The following is a 17,163-nucleotide window of genomic DNA, read 5'->3' on the forward strand; positions in this document are numbered from 1 at the left end:
TCGAACGGTCTCCGCCATGCCAGCCATACCCAGAGCCCCTGGGCCCTCCGATCTTACGAATGACCAGAGTCAGACCCACACCTGAAAGGTAGGACACCAGCCATGCGTACAACCAGCAGCCCCCGCCTCCGCTTCGCGGCCGTCGCCGTGGCCCTCGTGACCCTCCTCGCCGGATGCGCCGACGAGGTGTCCGGAAACGGCGCCGGCTCCGGGGGCGGCAAGTCCTCCGGCACATCCTCGGGGAAGACCGTGAAGATCATGGTCGGCGGTCTCGACAAGGTCATCTATCTGCCCGCGGTGCTCACCCAGCGGCTCGGCTTCTTCCGGGAGCAGGGCGTCGACGTCCAGCTCCTCACCGAACCGGCCGGAGTGCAGGCCACCACGGCCCTGGTCGCCGGCGAAGTGCAGGGCGTCGTCGGCTTCTACGACCACACCCTCGACCTCCAGGCGAAGGGGAAGCGGGTGGAGTCGGTGGTCCAGCTCGCCCGCACGCCGGGCGAGGTGGAGATCGTCTCCAAGAAGGCGGAGGGCGATCTCACGTCACCCGCGGACTTCAAGGGGAAGAAGCTGGGTGTGACCGGACTCGGCTCCTCCACCGACTTCCTGACGAAGTATCTGGCCGTACGCAACGGTGTGAAGGTCAGCGATGTCACCCCGGTCGCCGTCGGCGCGGGCCAGACCTTCGTCTCCGCGCTCCGGCAGGGCTCCGTCGACGGTGGCATGACCACCGACCCGACCGTGGCCCAGGTCCTCGCCCAGGGCATCGGCAAGGTGCTCGTCGACCTGCGGACGCCCGAGGGCTCCCGGGCCGCGCTCGGCGGGCTCTACCCCGCGTCGAGCCTCTACATGAACACCTCGTGGGCCGACGGCCACAAGGAGACCACGCAGAAGCTCGCCAACGCCTTCGTGAAGACCCTGGCGTGGATGGCCTCGCACAGCCCCGAGGAGATCGCCGCCAAGATGCCCGCCGACTACGCCAAGGGCGGCAAGGACCTCTACGTCCGGGCCGTCAAGGACACGCTGCCCATGTTCACCCGGGACGGTGTGATGCCCGACGACGGGCCGAAGACCGTGCACGACGTGCTCAAGGCGTTCAACCCCACGGTCCGCGACGCCGGCATCGACCTGGAGAAGACCTACACGACGGAGTTCGTCAGGAAAGCCGGGTGACCGCCACGACGTCCATCCGGGCCGGGGTGCCGAGCGCCCGGCCGCAGCTCTCCGGGCGGGGCGGCTCGGCGGAACCCTGCCCGACGAGCACCCGCCAGGACCGGCCGTCGGCGTGGGTGACGGTCACGGACCAGTGCGCGGCCGGGCCGTCGAGGGATTCGGTGCCGGAGACGTCCAGGGCGTCCGCGCCCTCCTCGCCGGTGAGTTCGCGGACGGCCAGCTCGGCGGCCTGGGCGGGGCGTTCCCACGCGGAGCGGCCGCGGCACCCCTCGGTCACGATCCGGCCGTCGCGCACCGCTTCGAGCACGTCCTTGACGCCGTGCGCGGTGACCCGACCGTAGGCGTAGCCGTAGGGGAGGACGAAGAGCGTCGGCGCGAAGCGGTGGCCACCGATGTGGGTGACCTCCCAGGTCTCGATGCCGCCCGTGCTGACCAGTTCGGCGGCGAGCGGCCTGCCGAGCAGGGCGCAGCAGCGGTCGCGCTTGCCGTTGGTGCACACGAACACCAGCGGGTCCCCGGCGTACGGCTCCCACAGCCCGCCGTGCTCGCCCGCGCCGAGCGCCGCGAGGTCCAGCGCCGTCAGCGCGGCCGGGTCGGTCAGGTCGGTGGCGCGGATCCAGGATCGGCCGGGCGCGGTGTGGGCGACGAACACCCGCTGTGTGGTGGGCCGGTGGCAGTCGGCGTGGCGGCCGGGGCGCCGGATGAGGGCGATCCGTACGCCGGTGCCCGCCGCGGCCGCTTCCAGCGCGCGGCCGACGGCGGGGTCGAGGTGGCTGGTGGCGAGCGCGTTCGCACCCCAGGGGCCGGGCTGTTCGAGCAGCAGCCAGGTCCGGGCGGTGGCGGCGGTGCCGGCCAGCGGCTCGGAGAGTTGACGGGAGGCGGTCGCGCACGTACTCACGAAGGCAAGCCTAACCTGCCTTTGGGGGAGTGTGTGGGTCGTACGGGTGTTCCGGAGCCCCCGCCCGGCCCTGTCCCGGCTTCCCGCTCGGCCCGTCAGGGCAAGGGCCGCGGTGGCCGCGGGCCGCAGTAGTGACCCGTGGGGCGCAGCCGCATGGGCCGCTCGGCGTACTCCTCCAGGGCGTGCGCGATCCAGCCCGCCGTGCGCGCGACCGCGAAGACGGTCTCGCCCGCCTCGGGCGGCATGCCGGAGGACACCGAGAGGACCGCCAGCGCGAGGTCCACGTTCGCGTGCAGGGGCACGTGGCGCGCCGTCGTGGCCTCGACCTCGCGGGCCGCCGCCAGGGCCGCTCCGGCCGCGGGCACGGCTTCCAGCCGCGTGAAGAGCGCGGCCGCCCTCGGGTCCGCGCCGGGGTAGAGGCGGTGGCCGAGTCCCGGTACGCGCCTGCCGTCCCGCAGGTGGTCGGCCACCACCGCTGCCGCGCTGCCGCGCTCCAGCACCTCCGTCAGCATCCGGTGGGCCAGCCCGCTCGCCGCACCGTGCAGCGGCCCCTCCAGCACGCCGAGCCCCGCCGAGACCACGGCGTACGGATGGGAGCGCGCGGACGCCGCGACCCGGACCGCGAGGGTGGAGGCGGCGAGGTCGTGGTCGATCAGCAGGACGAGGGCGGTCTCCAGGACGCGCAGCGACGCCTCGTCCGGGGTGTGCGAGGTCAGCCGCGACCACAGGCGCGGCGCGATCCGGTCGCCGGTGCCCGCCGTCTCACCGGCGGGCGGCAGGGCGTCGACCAGGGTCGGGATCAGGCCGCGTGCCGTGCCGAGCACGGCACGCGGGGAGAGGTCGAAGCGCAGCGGGTCCGCGGCCGCCGCCGCGATCGCGGCCACCCGCAGCCGGTCGGTGGGCCCGCTGTGGGCCGCCAGCGCGCCCACGGCGCGGTGCGCGGCGGCCAGCGTCTCCTCCGGTGCGGCGAAGCGGATGCCGGGGCGCAGCTCGCCGGTCCACAGCCAGTCGGCCACTTCCTCGTAGGCGTGGCGCTCGGCGAGCGCGGTCGCGTCGACGCCGCGGTAGAAATACCGGTCCTTCTCGATGAGCGTGATGCCCGTACGGATCGCCGTCTCGCCGCCGAACGCCGGCTCGCGCCTGCCGCGCCGGGCGAGCGCGTCGACCTCCCGCGCGTCGAAGGTGCTGCCCCGGCCGCCGGGGCCACGGCGGCTGGAGAGCTGGCCGCGGCTGACATACGCGTAGACCGTCTCGGGTTTGACGCCCAGCCGCTCGGCGACCTCGCGGGTGGTCAGCCGTCCTCTGTCGTCGTCGCCCGCCGTCGCGTCGACCGTCACATGATCCGCCATGGGCACACCGTAACCGGCCTGTACATATTGATTCAATCAACGTTGACAGCTGTGGAATCAAGGATGGACAGTCTTATCAAGATTCGAGGAGCACCACTCAGAGGGATCGAGGAGCACCCCCATGCCGATCACCGAGGTACCGCGCGGACTCGCGGGCGTCGTCGTCACCGACACCGCCCTGGGCGACGTCCGCGGTGGCGAAGGCTTCTACCACTACCGCCAGTTCTCCGCCGTCGAGCTCGCCGGGAGCCGCTCCTTCGAGGACGTCTGGCACCTGATGTTCCGAGGCCACCTCCCCGACGCGGCGCAGCGGGCCGCGTTCGCCGCCGAGACCGCCGCCCTGCGCCGGCTCCCCGCCGACGTACGCGACGCCCTGCCCGCCATCGCCCGCTCCTGCGCGCCGTCCGGCCCGCTCGCCGGGCTGCGCACCGCGCTCTCGCTGCTCGGCGCCTCGGCCGGCCTCCGCCCGCTGTACGACATCACCGCGGCCCGGCGCGAGGCCGACGCCCTCGCCGCCTGCGCCGCCGTCCCCACCCTGCTCACCGCGCTGCACCGGCTCGGGCGAGGACTGGAGCCCGTCGAGCCGCGCGAGGACCTGCCCTACGCCGCCAACTACCTCTACATGCTGGACGGGCGCGAGCCCGACCCCCGCCGGGCCCGCGCGATCGAGCGGTATCTCATCTCCACCGTCGACCACGGCTTCAACGCCTCGACGTTCACCGCCCGCGTCATCGCCTCCACCGGCGCGGACCTCGTCGCCTGCCTGGGCGGCGCCGTCGGCGCCCTGTCCGGGCCGCTCCACGGCGGCGCGCCCAGCCGGGCCCTGGACACCCTCGACGCCATCGGCACCCCGGACCGCATCGACCCCTGGATCCGCGAACGCGTCCTGGCGGGCGAGCGCATCATGGGCTTCGGACACCCCGTCTACCGCACCGAGGACCCGCGCTCCGTGATGCTGCGCTCCATCGCGCAGGACTTCGGCGGCCCCCTGGTCGACCTCGCCGTCGAGGTCGAGGGGAAGGTCGAGGCGATCCTCGCCGAGCTCAAGCCGGGGCGCGAGCTGCACACCAACGTGGAGTTCTACGCGGGCGTCGTCATGGAGCTCTGCGGGCTGCCGCGGGAGATGTTCACGCCCACGTTCTGCGCGGCCCGCGTGGTCGGCTGGAGCGCCAATATCCTGGAACAGGCGGAGGACACGAAGATCATCCGCCCGGCGGCCCGCTATGTCGGCCCGCCCCCGCCGCAGCCGGTCCCGGCTGCGCCCGACATGTGACGGAGGCTGCCTCTTGGCGAAACGACAGATCCCGGTCATCGTGCTGGCGGGCTTCCTCGGATCAGGCAAGACCACCTTGCTCAACCACCTGCTGAAGCACAGCGGGGGCAGCCGGATCGGCGTGGTCGTCAACGACTTCGGCAGCATCGAGATCGACGCGATGAGCGTCGCCGGGCAGGTCGACTCCATGGTCTCCCTGGGCAACGGATGCCTGTGCTGCGCCGTCGACACCAGCGAGCTCGACGGCTTCCTCGACAAGCTCGCCCGCCCGGCCGCCCGGATCGACGTCATCGTCATCGAGGCCAGCGGACTGGCCGAACCGCAAGAGCTCATCCGCATGATCCTCGCCAGCGACAACGCGAGCATCGTCTACGGCGGCCTGGTCGAGGTCGTGGACGCCGCGGAGTTCGCCCGCACCCGCGCCCGGCACCCCGAGATCGACCGCCATCTGGCCATCGCCGATCTCATCGTCCTCAACAAGACGGACCGCGCGGGGGAGGAGGAGCGCCGGGCCGTCCTCGACGAGCTGGCCCGGCTCGGCCCCGGCACGCCCGTCCTGGAGTCGGCTCACGGGCGGGTCGACCCGGAGCTGCTCTTCGACCGCAAGGCGCGGGAGCGGGAAGAGCCGGGCGCGATACGCCAGCTGTCCTTCGAGGATCTCGTGCGGGACCTGGAAGAAGGAGGCGAGCACTGCTGCGGCGGGGACTGCGCGGGGGGCAGCCCCGGCCACGGCCATCTGCACGCCGCGTACGACAGCGTCTCCTTCACTTCCGCGGAACCGATGGACCCGCGCAGGCTGATGGACTTCCTCGACAACCGGCCGGAGGGCCTGTACCGCGTCAAGGGCTTCGTCCACTTCGGGGCACAAGGCCACCGGGGCGTGCGGTACGCGGTGCACGCGGTGGGCGACTTCCTGCGCTTCTACGCCGCCCCGTGGGGCCGGGCCGAGGAGCGGGTCACCCAACTGGTGCTGATCGGCACGGGCATCGACGCGCCCGCCCTGCGGACCGGTCTGGAGAGCTGCCGGCGGCTGGAGACGGGCGACGCGGACGAGAACACGATGTGGGGCGTGCTGCGCTACGCCCAGGGCTGACAGCCGGCGTACGGGCGCCGTGCGGCCGGAAGAACCGGCCGCACGGCGCCTGCGTCACAGGAGCCCTACACCGGGCCCGCCACCGCCGCCACCGACTTCGTCAGCGGCGTGCCCGAGCCGTCGCGCCGGGGGTCCACCTCGGGCAGGTCGGCCGGGGTGCCGTTGGACGTGGCCGCGCGCGCCGGGGACGCGCCCGCCCACGCCATGACGAGGCAGTCCTCGCCCTTGAGGAAGCGCTGGCAGCGCACGCCGCCCGTCGCCCGCCCCTTGCGCGGATACTGATCGAACGGCGTCAGCTTCGCCGACGTCTCCGAGGCGCCCAGCAGCGTGCCCGCCGCGCCGGCCACCGTGAACACCACGGCGTCCGCCGCCGGGTCGATAGCGGTGAACGAGATCACCTTCGCCCCCGACGACAACTTGACGCCCGCCATGCCGCCCGCCGGACGGCCCTGCGGACGGACCTGCCCCGCCGGATAGCGCAGCAGCTGAGCGTCGTCCGTGATGAAGACCAGATCCTCCTCGCCCGTCCGGAGCTCGACCGCGCCGACGATGCGGTCACCGTCCTTGAGGGAGATGACCTCCAGCTCCTCCTTGTTGGCCGGATAGTCGGGGACCACGCGCTTGACGACACCCTGCTCCGTGCCGATCGCGAGACCCGGCGAGGACTCGTCCAGGGTGGTCAGACACACCACCCGCTCGTCATCATCCAGGGTCAGGAACTCCGACACCGGCGCCCCGCCCGCCAGGCTGGGCGCGGCCGCCGTCTCCGGCAGCTGCGGCAGGTCGATCACCGGCATGCGCAGCAGCCGGCCCGCCGAGGTCACCACGCCGACGTCGGCGCGGGCCGTCGCCGGGACCGCCGAGACGATCACGTCGTGCTTGACGCGCTTCGCGCCCCGCTCACCGTCGTCCGGGAACGGCTCGCCGCCCGCCGTGCGGGCCAGCAGCCCGGTGGACGACAGCAGCACCCGGCACGGGTCGTCCGCGACCTCCAGCGGCACGGCCGACGCGGGGGAGCCCGCCGACTGCAGCAGGACCGTGCGCCGGTCGGTGCCGAACTTCTTCGCCACGTCGGCCAGTTCACCGGAGACCAGCTTGCGCAGCTCCGCGTCGGACTCCAGGATCGTGGTCAGCTTCGCGATCTCGTCGTTGAGCCGGTCGCGCTCCGACTCCAGCTCGACCCGGTCGAACTTCGTCAGACGGCGCAGCGGGGTGTCGAGGATGTACTGCGTCTGGATCTCGGAGAGCGAGAAGCGCGCGATCAGGCCCTCCTTGGCCTGCGCGGCGTTATCACTCGATCGAATGATCCTGATGACCTCGTCGATGTCGAGCAGCGCCACCAGCAGGCCCTCGACCAGGTGCAGCCGGTCCCGCCGCTTGGTGCGCCGGAACTCGCTGCGCCGCCGCACCACCTCGAAGCGGTGGTCGACATAGACCTCCAGCAGCTCCTTCAGACCCAGCGTCAGGGGCTGCCCGTCCACCAGCGCGACGTTGTTGATGCCGAAGGACTCCTCCATCGGCGTCAGCTTGTAGAGCTGCTCCAGCACGGCCTCGGGGTTGAAGCCGTTCTTGATCTCGATGACGAGACGCAGGCCGTGGGAGCGGTCGGTGAGGTCCTTGACGTCGGCGATGCCCTGGATCTTCTTGGCGCCGACCAGGTCCTTGATCTTGGAGATCACCTTCTCCGGGCCGACCGTGTAGGGCAGCTCGGTGACGACCAGGCCCTTGCGACGGGCCGTCACGTTCTCCACGGCGACGGTGGCGCGGATCTTGAAGGTGCCCCGGCCCGTCTCGTACGCGTCACGGATGCCGCCCAGGCCCACGATCCGGCCGCCCGTGGGCAGATCCGGGCCGGGCACGAACCGCATCAGGGTGTCCAGGTCGGCGCCCGGGTGCTTGATCAGGTGCCGGGCGGCGGCCACGACCTCGCCGAGGTTGTGCGGCGGCATGTTCGTCGCCATACCGACGGCGATCCCGGAGGCGCCGTTGACCAGCAGGTTCGGATAGGCGGCGGGGAGCGCGACCGGCTCCCGCTCACTGCCGTCGTAGTTCGGCGTGAAGTCGACGGTGTCCTCGTCGATCGACTCCGTCATCAGCGACGTGGTCGCCGCCATCCGCGCCTCGGTGTAACGCATCGCGGCGGGCGGGTCGTCATTGCCCAGCGAACCGAAGTTGCCGTGGCCGTCGACCAGCGGCACGCGCATGGAGAAGGGCTGCGCCATGCGCACCAGGGCGTCGTAGATGGACGCGTCCCCGTGCGGGTGGAGCTTGCCCATCACCTCGCCGACGACGCGCGCGCACTTCACATACGAACGCTCCGGGCGCAGGCCCATGTCGTTCATCTGGAAGAGGATGCGGCGCTGGACCGGCTTGAGGCCGTCCCGGGCGTCGGGCAGGGCGCGCGAGTAGATGACCGAGTAGGCGTACTCGAGGAAGGAGCCCTGCATCTCGTCGACGACGTCGATGTCGAGGACGCGCTCCTCGAAGTCGTCCGGCGGCGGGGTCTTCGTGCTGCGGCGGGCCATCGCGGCTGCTGCTCCTTCGATCGATTGTCGAGGCGGGATGCTGACGCCGACCATTGTGGACCGCCCCACTGACAACGCCGACAACCGACCCGTCCGTAAGAGCGCACCGCACCGGGAACTTCGCCAGATGTCAGCACGCTTGCATACAGTGACAGGACTGTTCATCACGCGAGTCGTCGCGAACCATCGCGAGCCTCCACGCGGGATTCCACGCGATCGAAGGGACGTACATGCCCATGGGTCACACGGCCACGCAACAGGCCGGTTCCAGCGGCCTGACAGCGACCGAGCACCGCCTGGCCAATGGCCTGCGGGTGGTGCTCTCCGAAGACCACCTGACCCCGGTCGCCGCCGTCTGCCTCTGGTACGACGTCGGCTCGCGCCACGAGGTCAAGGGCCGCACCGGCCTCGCCCATCTCTTCGAGCACCTTATGTTCCAGGGCTCGGCCCAGGTCAAGGGCAACGGCCACTTCGAGCTGGTGCAGGGCGCGGGCGGTTCGCTCAACGGCACCACCAGCTTCGAGCGGACCAACTATTTCGAGACCATGCCGGCCCACGAGCTGGAGCTGGCCCTGTGGCTGGAAGCCGACCGCATGGGCTCGCTGCTCACCGCGCTCGACGACGAGTCCATGGAGAACCAGCGCGACGTCGTCAAGAACGAGCGCCGCCAGCGGTACGACAACGTCCCCTACGGCACCGCCTTCGAGAAGCTGACGGCCATGGCCTTCCCCGACGGCCACCCGTACCACCACACCCCGATCGGCTCCATGGCCGACCTGGACGCCGCGTCCCTGGAGGACGCGCGCGCCTTCTTCCGCACCTACTACGCGCCGGGCAACGCCGTCCTGTCCGTCGTCGGTGACATCGACCCGGAGCGCACCCTCGCCTGGATCGAGAAGTACTTCGGCTCCATCCCCGCGCACGACGCCAAGCAGCCGCCGCGCGACGGCTCCCTCCCCGACACCATCGGCGAGGAACTGCGCGAGGTCGTGCGCGAGGAGGTGCCGGCGCGCGCCCTGATGGCCGCCTACCGCCTCCCGCACGACGGCACCCGCGACGCCGACGCCGCCGACCTCGCCCTGACCGTCCTCGGCAGCGGCGAGTCCTCCCGGCTCTACAACCGCCTGGTCCGCCGCGACCGCAGCGCCGTGGCCGTCGGTTTCGGGATGCTGCGCCTGGCGGGCGCGCCCTCGCTCGGCTGGCTGGACGTCAAGGCGTCCGGCGGCGTCGAGGTGAGCGACATCGAGGCCGCCGTCGACGACGAGCTGGCCCGCTTCGCCGCCGAGGGCCCGACCCCGGAGGAGATGGAGCGCGCCCAGGCGCAGCTGGAGCGCGAGTGGCTGGACCGGCTCGCCACGGTCAGCGGCCGCGCCGACGAACTGTGCCGCTTCGCCGTGCTGTTCGGCGACCCCCAGCTCGCCCTCACCGCCGTGGAGCGCGCCCTCGACATCACCCCGGAGGAGGTGCAGCGGGCCGCCAAGGCCAGGCTCCACCCGGACAACCGCGCGGTGCTGGTCTACGAGCCCACCGCCCCCGCCGAAGAGCACGCCGAGCACGACCTGAACGACGAGGAGACGGCCCAGTGAGTGACGCCGTGGCCACCGGAACCGCAGGATCTTCGATGACCTTCCACCCGCGCCCGCGGGCCGGCGAGGCGACCCCCTGGGCCTTCCCGGCCCCCGAGCGCGGCACCCTGCCCAACGGCCTGACCGTGCTGCGCTGCCACCGCCCCGGCCAGCAGATCGTGGCCGTCGAGGTCAACCTCCTGGCGCCGCTGGACGCCGAGCCGGAGGGCCTCGACGGGGTCGCCACCATCATGGCCCGCGCCCTGTCGGAGGGCACCGACAAGCACACCGCCGAGGAGTTCACCGCCGAGCTGGAGCGCTGCGGCGCCACCCTCGACGCGCACGCCGACCACCCCGGCGTCCGGGTCTCCCTGGAGGTGCCCGCCTCCCGGCTCGCCAAGGCCCTCGCCCTGCTCGCGGACGCCCTGCGCGCCCCCGCGTTCCCCGACAGCGAGATCGAGCGGCTCGTCCGCAACCGCCTGGACGAGATCCCGCACGAGCTGGCCAACCCCTCCCGCCGCGCCGCCATGGCGCTCTCGAAGCACCTCTTCCCGGCCGACGCGCGCATGTCGCGCCCCCGCCAGGGCACCGAGGAGACCGTCGAGCGCGTCGACGCCGCCGCCGTGCGCGCCTTCTACGAGGCGCACGTCCGGCCCGCCACCACGACCGCCGTGGTCGTCGGCGACTTCACCGGCATCGACCTGGAGGAGGCGCTCGGCGACTCCCTCGGCGCCTGGACGGGCTCCGCCGCCGAGCCCCGGCCGGTGCCGCCGATCACCGCCGACGACACCGGCCGCGTGGTCATCGTGGACCGCCCCGGCGCCGTCCAGACGCAACTGCTGATCGGCCGGATCGGCGCCGACCGGCACGACCGCGTCTGGCCCGCCCAGGTGCTCGGCACGTACTGCCTGGGCGGCACCCTCACCTCCCGCCTGGACCGCGTCCTGCGCGAGGAGAAGGGCTACACCTACGGCGTACGGGCCTTCGGCCAGGTGCTGCGCTCCTCCCCGGAGGGCACCGGCGCGGCCATGCTCGCCATCAGCGGCTCGGTCGACACCGCCTCCACCGGCCCCGCCCTGGAAGACCTGTGGACGGTGCTGCGCACCCTCGCCGCCGAGGGCCTGACGGACGCCGAGCGGGACACCGCCGTGCAGAACCTCGTCGGTGTCGCGCCGCTGAAGTACGAGACCGCCGCGGCCGTCGCGGGCACGCTCGCCGACCAGGTCGAGCAGTATCTGCCGGACGACTTCCAGGCGCGGCTCTACGAGCGCCTCGCGCAGACCGGCACGGTGGAGGCGACGGCCGCCGTCGTCAACGCCTTCCCGGTCGACCGGCTCGTGACCGTCCTCGTCGGTGACGCCGCGGAGATCGAGGAGCCCGTCAAGGCGCTCGGGATCGGCGAGGTCACCGTCGTCAGCGGCTGACGCCTGACGGTGACTCACACCCGAGTCGCGTCCGACGGCTGATGTCTGACGCCGAGTGACATCAGCCACTCGGGAGGCGCGCGGGGCCGATGGGCCCGGCGCGCCTCCCTTATGCCCGATTTAGTGGACTGGTTGCACATCTCCGCTGTGTCGTACGCCACAAATCCCGGCTTCTGTTTGCCGTTCGAAAGTAGCGGCGTCTAGCGTCAGGGCGGCTGCCCGTCAGATGTGAGTCGCATCCGCGGCCCCGGACAGTCATCGCCGAGTCCCCGTACGGCGCGAGCCAGGGGAGCCGGGGACCCACATGTCCCTGGGGTGAATCGGGCCCCTCTCCGGAGGGATCCGTAGGAGACCTTCCTGCTCCGAACCCGTCAGCTAACCCGGTAGGCGAGAAGGAAGGAAAGGATCAGCCGTACCCATGGCGTTCACTCGTCCCACCGGTAAGCACCGCCGTCCGAGCCGCGCCGTCCGCGCCGGGGCGAACGCGGCGGGCATAGCCACCCTCGCGGCCACCGGTGTCATGGCGGGCTTCGCCGCGCCGGCGCTCGCCGCCACCGACGACGCCCCGCGCGTCGAGGACACCGGCCTGACGCAGGCCATCGTCATCGGTGACGACACGGCCGACCGCGTCGGCGAGCAGGCCGAGATCCAGCGCAGCGCCGCGGACGAGACCGCCGCCCGCCTCCAGGCCGAGGCCGCCGCCAAGAAGCAGGCCGCCGAGGTCAAGCAGAAGGCCGACGAGGCCAAGCGCAAGGCGGACGCCGAGCGCGCCGAGAAGGAGCGCATCGCCCGCGACGAGGAGCGCAAGCGCCTCAACACCTTCGTGGCGCCCATCGACGGCTCCTACGTCTCCACCGCCTACAAGGCGTCCAGCGGCCTGTGGTCCTCCGGCAGCCACACCGGTGTCGACTTCCACGCCGAGTCGGGCACCTCGGTGCACGCCGTGGGCGCCGGCACCATCGTCGAGGCGGGCTGGGGCGGCGCGTACGGCAACAACGTCGTCATCCAGCACAACGACGGCACCTACACGCAGTACGGCCACCTGTCGTCCATCGACGTCAGCGTCGGCCAGACGGTCACCCCCGGCCAGCAGATCGGCCTCTCCGGCGCCACCGGCAACGTCACCGGCCCGCACCTGCACTTCGAGGCCCGCACTGCGCCCACCTACGGCTCCGACATCGACCCGGTCGAGTACCTTCGCTCGCACGGCGTCAACGTCTGACGCACCGCGCGCCCCGGCTCTCACAGCCGTATCGCGGAGTTTCCCGTCACCAGGCCCCGGTTCACCGACCGGGGCCTTCGTGTTGGCCAAAACATATCGCTGACTTCACCGGCGCCATCGGAAATTCCCGGCCCCTGCAATAGAGTCGCCCGACAGGCGTCAATCGGCCGCGTTTCGCGGGGGTCAATGCGGAGGTTCACCCATGCGGGGCCGTACGTGAACGGCTATGACAACCCAGCGCCGGACAGCCGCGGAATTCCCACGCAGGCCGTGTGCACCGCGATCCGCGACGACATCGTCTCCGGCTCCTTCCCGCCCGGCAGCAGGCTCATCGAGGAACTGCTCGCCCGCCGCTACGGCGTCTCCCGCGTGCCCGTGCGCGAGGCCCTGCGCACCCTCGCCTCCGAAGGCTTCGTGACCACCCGCCGCCACGCGGGCGCCTGCGTCGCCGAACCCACCGAGCACGAGGCCGCCGACCTGCTCGACGTCCGGGCCCTGCTGGAGCCCCTGGGCGCCGCGCGCGCCGCGCAGCGCCGCACCGAGGCGCACCTCAAGGTGCTCCGTGGGCTGGTCAGGCTCGGTCTGGAGCGGGCGCGGGCCGGCCGGACCGGCGAACTGCGGCCCCTGGACGACTGGTTCGACGAGACCCTCGCCCAGGCCACCGGCAGCCCCAGCCTCGCCGCCCTGCTCACCCAGCTGCGGCTCAAGATCGCCTGGGTGTACGTGGCCGAGCCGCCCCTGCGGCCGGTGCGCACCTGGGAGGCGCACGGCGCCCTCGTCGACGCGATCGCCCGGGGCGACGCGGAGCGCGCGCGGGCGCTCGCCGCGACGCGCGCCGACCGCGCGCCGGGTGAATACCGGCTGCGCAGGCCCGTCCGTCAGGTCCGGGCGCGGAATCCGAAACAATCGGTGCGCACGGCGGCCGCCCCGTCCTGACAACAGGCGGTTATCCGCGGTCCGTTGCCGCCTTGTCCCTGGGAGGAATTCGCGCGGGGCGCGCACGGCGCGAAACCCGGCCCGGGTGGCCCGGCGGAATGCGGACGGCCCGGGAAAACGGACAACGGGGCCGCGGCGGCCTCCATCGGCCGCCGCGGCCCCGCCGCGCGCGATTGACCGTGAATCAGACGGTCTCCGGGAGCTCCTCGAGCCCCTCGGCGACCAGCTTCGCCAGACGGTCGAGCGCCGCCTCGGCACCCTCGGCGTCCGAGGCCAGGACGATCTCCTCGCCACCCTGGGCGCCCAGGCCCAGCACGGCCAGCATGGACGCGGCGTTGACGGCGTTGCCGTCGGCCTTGGCGATCGTCATCGGGACGCCCGCGGCCGTCGCCGCACGGACGAAGATCGACGCGGGACGAGCGTGCAGGCCCTCGGCCCAGCCGACATTGACGCGGCGCTCAGCCATGGTGTTGCCCTTCAAGTCGCTATTGGTTGTCTAGACCAGTGTCTCACGGGGTCCGCGGTGCTCCGGCTGCCCCCACCCTCCCCGGTCCGGCCCACCGGCGCGAGCCGGACCCGTTGTCGGTGGGCGGCCTTACGCTGGCTGCATGCAGACGCCGTCCGAGCATGCCTACCCGACCCACTGGGAAGCCGATGTGGTGCTGCGCGACGGCGGCACCGCACAGATCCGCCCCATCACCCCGGACGACGCGCAGCGCCTGGTCAGCTTCTACGAACAGGTCTCGGACGAGTCGAAGTACTACCGCTTCTTCGCCCCCTACCCCCGCCTCTCCGACCGTGACGTGCACCGCTTCACCCATCACGACTACGTCGACCGGGTGGGCCTCGCCGCCACCGTCGGCGGCGAGTTCATCGCCACCGTCCGTTACGACCGCATAGGCCCCCGCGGCCTGCCGTCCTCCGGCCCGGCCGACGAGGCGGAGGTCGCCTTCCTCGTCCAGGACGCCCACCAGGGCCGCGGCGTGGCCTCCGCCCTGCTGGAGCACATCGCCGCCGTCGCCCGCGAGCGCTCCATCCGCCGCTTCGCCGCCGAGGTGCTGCCCGCCAACACCAAGATGATCAAGGTGTTCACGGACGCGGGCTATACGCAGAAGCGCAGCTTCGAGGACGGCGTCGTCCGCCTGGAGCTCGACCTGGAGCCCACCGACCGCTCCCTCGCCGTCCAGCGCGCCCGCGAGCAGCGCGCCGAGGCCCGCTCCGTGCACCGCCTCATCGCCCCCGGCTCCGTCGCCGTCATCGGCACCGGCCGCGAGCCCGGCGGCATGGGCCGCACCGTGCTGCGCAATCTGCTCGCCGGCGGCTTCACGGGCCGGGTGCACGCGGTCAACCGGGCCTTCCCCGAGGGGCTTTCGCGGCTCCAGCCCGAGGGGGTGCCCGCCCACCGCTCGGTCCTCGGCATCGACGAGCCCGTCGACCTCGCGGTCGTCGCCGTGCCCGCCGAGCAGGTGCCCTCCGTCGTCGCCGAGTGCGGTGAGCACGGCGTGCAGGGCCTCGTCGTCCTCGCCGCGGGCTACGCCGAGAGCGGCGCCGACGGCCGCGACCGGCAGCGCGAGCTGGTCCGCCAGGCCCGCTCGTACGGCATGCGCATCATCGGGCCCAACGCGTTCGGCCTGATAAACACCGCGCCCGGGGTCCGCCTCAACGCCTCCCTCGCGCCCGAGCTGCCCAGCGCGGGGCGGCTGGGCCTGTTCAGCCAGTCCGGGGCCATCGGCATCGCCCTGCTCTCCGGGCTGCACCGCCGTGCCGCCGGGCTGGTGGGCATCTCCACCTTCGTCTCCGCGGGCAATCGCGCCGATGTCTCCGGCAACGACTTCCTCCAGTACTGGCACGACGACCCCGACACCGACGTCGTCCTCATGTATCTGGAGTCGATCGGCAACCCCCGGAAATTCACCCGGCTCGCCCGGCGCACCGCCGCCCTCAAGCCGGTCGTCGTCGTCAAGGGCGCCCGCCACGGCGGCGCCGCCCCCACCGGCCACGCCGTGCCCACCACCCGCATCCCCGACGCCACCGTCTCCGACCTGCTGCGGCAGGCCGGCGTCATCCGCGTCGACACGGTCACCGAACTGGCCGACGCCGGTCTCCTCCTGGCCTCCCAGCCGCTGCCCGCCGGTCCCCGCGTCGCCATCCTCGGCAACTCCGAGTCCCTCGCCCTGCTCACCTACGACGCCTGCCTCACCGACGGCCTGCGCCCGCAGCCTCCGTACGACCTCACCACCGCCGCCGAACCGGCCGACTTCCGGGCCGCGCTCCTGGACGCCCTGGCCGACGAGGAGTGCGACGCCGCGGTCGTCACCGCGATCCCCTGGGTCGGCGACGCCTCCGCCGCGGACCTCGCCGCCGCGCTCCGCCAGGCGGTGGCCGCGTCCGCGTCCACGAAGCCCGTCACCGTCGTCCACCTGGAGATCCCGGGCCTGGCGGAGGCGCTCGCGGCGGAGGAGCGGCCGCCCGCGGCCGGGAGCACGCCTGCCGCCGATCCCGCCGATCCCGTCGGCGGCCCGGCCTGCCGGCCGTCCGCCGTGCGGATACCGGCCTACCCCGCCGCCGAGCGGGCCGTGCGGGCGCTGGCCGAGGCGGCGCGCTACGCCCGGTGGCGGCGGCAGGCGGCCGAGCCCGGCCGGGTGCCCGAGTACGAGGACATCGACGAGGCGGGGGCCGCCGCCGACATCGACGTGCTGCTGGCCGCCCACGGCGCGACCCCCGCTCCGCTCACCGGCCCGCGAGCCGTCACCCTCTCCGCCGCCGACACCCAGCGCCTGCTCGCGCGCTACGGCATCGCCGTGCTGCCCGCGCTGCCCGCCCCCGACCCCGAGAGCGCCGTCCGGGCCGCGCACCGGCTCGGCTTCCCCATCGCCCTCAAGCCCACCGCCCCGCACCTGCGCCACCGCGCCGACCTCGGCGGCGTCCGGCTCGACCTGGGCGGCGAGGCGGAACTGCTCCGCGCCTACGGCGAGTTGACCGAGCTGCTCGGCAAGCCCGAGGAGACCCGTTTCGTGGTCCAGTCGATGGCCCCCCGCGGCGTCGACACCGTGGTGCGGGCCGCCATCGACCCCGCGGCGGGCGCCGTGCTCTCCTTCGGCCTGGCCGGCGCGCCCTCCCTGCTGCTCGGCGACACCGCGCACCGGCTGGTCCCCGTCACCGACCGCGACGCCGCCGAGCAGATCCGCTCGATCCGGACCGCCCCGCTGCTCTTCGGCTGGCGGGGCACGACCCCGGTGGACACCCGGGCCCTGGAGGAGCTGCTGCTGCGGGTCTCCCGGCTGGTCGACGACCACCCCGAGGTCGTGGGCGCCGACCTGGAGCCGGTGATCGTCGCCCCGCACGGCGTCCACGTCCTGGGCGCGTCCATACGCCTGGCCCCGCCGCCCGCCCGTACGGACCTGGGCCCGCGCAGCCTGCCGGTGGTCTGAGCGGGCAGACCACCGGGCCGTGTCCGCATCGCCGGCCCCGGCCTCCTGCCGGGCGTGGACCCGCGGTCCACTGCTGCCGGGGCGCGGGTCCGGTGCGCCCACGGCATCTTCCCCGGACTCCGTCCGGGACGCCCGACAGGCACTCCGCAGGGCGCGCGGCCCTGATCGCCGCCCGCCCCGGAGACGGCGATCCCACGCTTCCGCCCGCGGGCGCGAGGGGCCCCGAAGGCCCTCCTGACCGTCGGCCTCCCGCCGGAGGCAGGCGCGGGCGGGCCCC

The 17,163-nt window shown here is 73.1% G+C and carries 12 protein-coding genes and 1 riboswitch; of the genes, 8 read left to right on the forward strand and 4 right to left on the reverse strand.

The window, feature by feature from the left end:
• Positions 1–102: 102 nt before the first annotated feature.
• Complete coding sequence (locus ACFY1P_RS17845; RefSeq protein ID WP_361520804.1) at positions 103–1,170, forward strand: ABC transporter substrate-binding protein; 1,068 nt, start codon at positions 103–105, stop codon at positions 1,168–1,170.
• Here the strand turns inward: ACFY1P_RS17845 and ACFY1P_RS17850 are convergent.
• Positions 1,154–2,068 (reverse strand): sucrase ferredoxin, encoded by a 915-nt coding sequence (locus tag ACFY1P_RS17850; RefSeq protein ID WP_390751087.1) that lies wholly within the window; start codon positions 2,066–2,068, stop codon positions 1,154–1,156. The genes ACFY1P_RS17845 and ACFY1P_RS17850 overlap by 17 nt on opposite strands.
• A 95-nt stretch (positions 2,069–2,163) precedes the next feature.
• A complete protein-coding gene (locus ACFY1P_RS17855; RefSeq protein WP_361520808.1) occupies positions 2,164–3,417 on the reverse strand; it encodes a citrate synthase family protein in 1,254 nt (417 codons plus the stop codon).
• Between the two features lie 121 nt (positions 3,418–3,538).
• Between ACFY1P_RS17855 and ACFY1P_RS17860 the strand changes: the two genes are divergently transcribed.
• A complete protein-coding gene (locus ACFY1P_RS17860; RefSeq protein ID WP_390751088.1) occupies positions 3,539–4,690 on the forward strand; it encodes a citrate synthase/methylcitrate synthase in 1,152 nt (383 codons plus the stop codon).
• Between the two features lie 13 nt (positions 4,691–4,703).
• Positions 4,704–5,783, forward strand: coding sequence for a GTP-binding protein (locus ACFY1P_RS17865; protein ID WP_361520814.1), 1,080 nt, complete (start codon positions 4,704–4,706; stop codon positions 5,781–5,783).
• Positions 5,784–5,848: 65 nt separating this feature from the next.
• On the opposite strand, the gene ACFY1P_RS17870 is transcribed toward ACFY1P_RS17865, so the two are convergent.
• Entirely contained in the window at positions 5,849–8,308 is a 2,460-nt protein-coding gene (locus tag ACFY1P_RS17870) for a DNA topoisomerase IV subunit A (protein WP_361520817.1), read from the reverse strand.
• Between the two features lie 236 nt (positions 8,309–8,544).
• Between ACFY1P_RS17870 and ACFY1P_RS17875 the strand changes: the two genes are divergently transcribed.
• The 4 genes from ACFY1P_RS17875 to ACFY1P_RS17890 all read left to right on the forward strand — a co-directional run bounded on the left by ACFY1P_RS17875 (position 8,545) and on the right by ACFY1P_RS17890 (position 13,455).
• Complete coding sequence (locus ACFY1P_RS17875; RefSeq protein WP_361520842.1) at positions 8,545–9,894, forward strand: pitrilysin family protein; 1,350 nt, start codon at positions 8,545–8,547, stop codon at positions 9,892–9,894.
• A 35-nt stretch (positions 9,895–9,929) separates the two neighbouring features.
• Positions 9,930–11,297 (forward strand): pitrilysin family protein, encoded by a 1,368-nt coding sequence (locus ACFY1P_RS17880; RefSeq protein ID WP_361520845.1) that lies wholly within the window; start codon positions 9,930–9,932, stop codon positions 11,295–11,297.
• 249 nt (positions 11,298–11,546) lie between these two features.
• A riboswitch (cyclic di-AMP (ydaO/yuaA leader) is annotated at positions 11,547–11,702 on the forward strand.
• A 13-nt stretch (positions 11,703–11,715) separates the two neighbouring features.
• Complete coding sequence (locus tag ACFY1P_RS17885) at positions 11,716–12,519, forward strand: M23 family metallopeptidase (RefSeq protein ID WP_361520820.1); 804 nt, start codon at positions 11,716–11,718, stop codon at positions 12,517–12,519.
• 270 nt (positions 12,520–12,789) lie between these two features.
• The gene (locus ACFY1P_RS17890) at positions 12,790–13,455 is read left to right on the forward strand and encodes a GntR family transcriptional regulator (protein WP_361520823.1); all 666 of its coding nucleotides are present in this window, start codon (positions 12,790–12,792) and stop codon (positions 13,453–13,455) included.
• Positions 13,456–13,639: 184 nt separating this feature from the next.
• On the opposite strand, the gene ACFY1P_RS17895 is transcribed toward ACFY1P_RS17890, so the two are convergent.
• Positions 13,640–13,921 (reverse strand): HPr family phosphocarrier protein, encoded by a 282-nt coding sequence (locus ACFY1P_RS17895; protein WP_361535724.1) that lies wholly within the window; start codon positions 13,919–13,921, stop codon positions 13,640–13,642.
• 142 nt (positions 13,922–14,063) lie between these two features.
• Here ACFY1P_RS17895 and ACFY1P_RS17900 point away from each other — a divergent pair, with 142 nt between their 5' ends.
• A complete protein-coding gene (locus ACFY1P_RS17900; RefSeq protein ID WP_390751089.1) occupies positions 14,064–16,886 on the forward strand; it encodes a GNAT family N-acetyltransferase in 2,823 nt (940 codons plus the stop codon).
• Positions 16,887–17,163: the final 277 nt, after the last annotated feature.

Origin of the sequence: Streptomyces sp. NPDC001407 (assembly GCF_042895325.1) — a bacterium.
Lineage (GTDB): Bacteria > Actinomycetota > Actinomycetes > Streptomycetales > Streptomycetaceae > Streptomyces.

Excerpts from the sequence above, each read along its gene's own strand:
- ACFY1P_RS17845 (WP_361520804.1), top strand. The coding sequence starts at position 103 with ATGCGTACAACCAGCAGCCCCCGCCTCCGCTTCGCGGCCGTCGCCGTG.
- ACFY1P_RS17855 (WP_361520808.1), bottom strand. The coding sequence starts at position 3,417 with ATGGCGGATCATGTGACGGTCGACGCGACGGCGGGCGACGACGACAGA.
- ACFY1P_RS17860 (WP_390751088.1), top strand. The coding sequence starts at position 3,539 with ATGCCGATCACCGAGGTACCGCGCGGACTCGCGGGCGTCGTCGTCACC.
- ACFY1P_RS17870 (WP_361520817.1), bottom strand. The coding sequence starts at position 8,308 with ATGGCCCGCCGCAGCACGAAGACCCCGCCGCCGGACGACTTCGAGGAG.
- ACFY1P_RS17875 (WP_361520842.1), top strand. The coding sequence starts at position 8,545 with ATGGGTCACACGGCCACGCAACAGGCCGGTTCCAGCGGCCTGACAGCG.
- ACFY1P_RS17880 (WP_361520845.1), top strand. The coding sequence starts at position 9,930 with ATGACCTTCCACCCGCGCCCGCGGGCCGGCGAGGCGACCCCCTGGGCC.
- ACFY1P_RS17885 (WP_361520820.1), top strand. The coding sequence starts at position 11,716 with ATGGCGTTCACTCGTCCCACCGGTAAGCACCGCCGTCCGAGCCGCGCC.
- ACFY1P_RS17895 (WP_361535724.1), bottom strand. The coding sequence starts at position 13,921 with ATGGCTGAGCGCCGCGTCAATGTCGGCTGGGCCGAGGGCCTGCACGCT.
- ACFY1P_RS17900 (WP_390751089.1), top strand. The coding sequence starts at position 14,064 with ATGCAGACGCCGTCCGAGCATGCCTACCCGACCCACTGGGAAGCCGAT.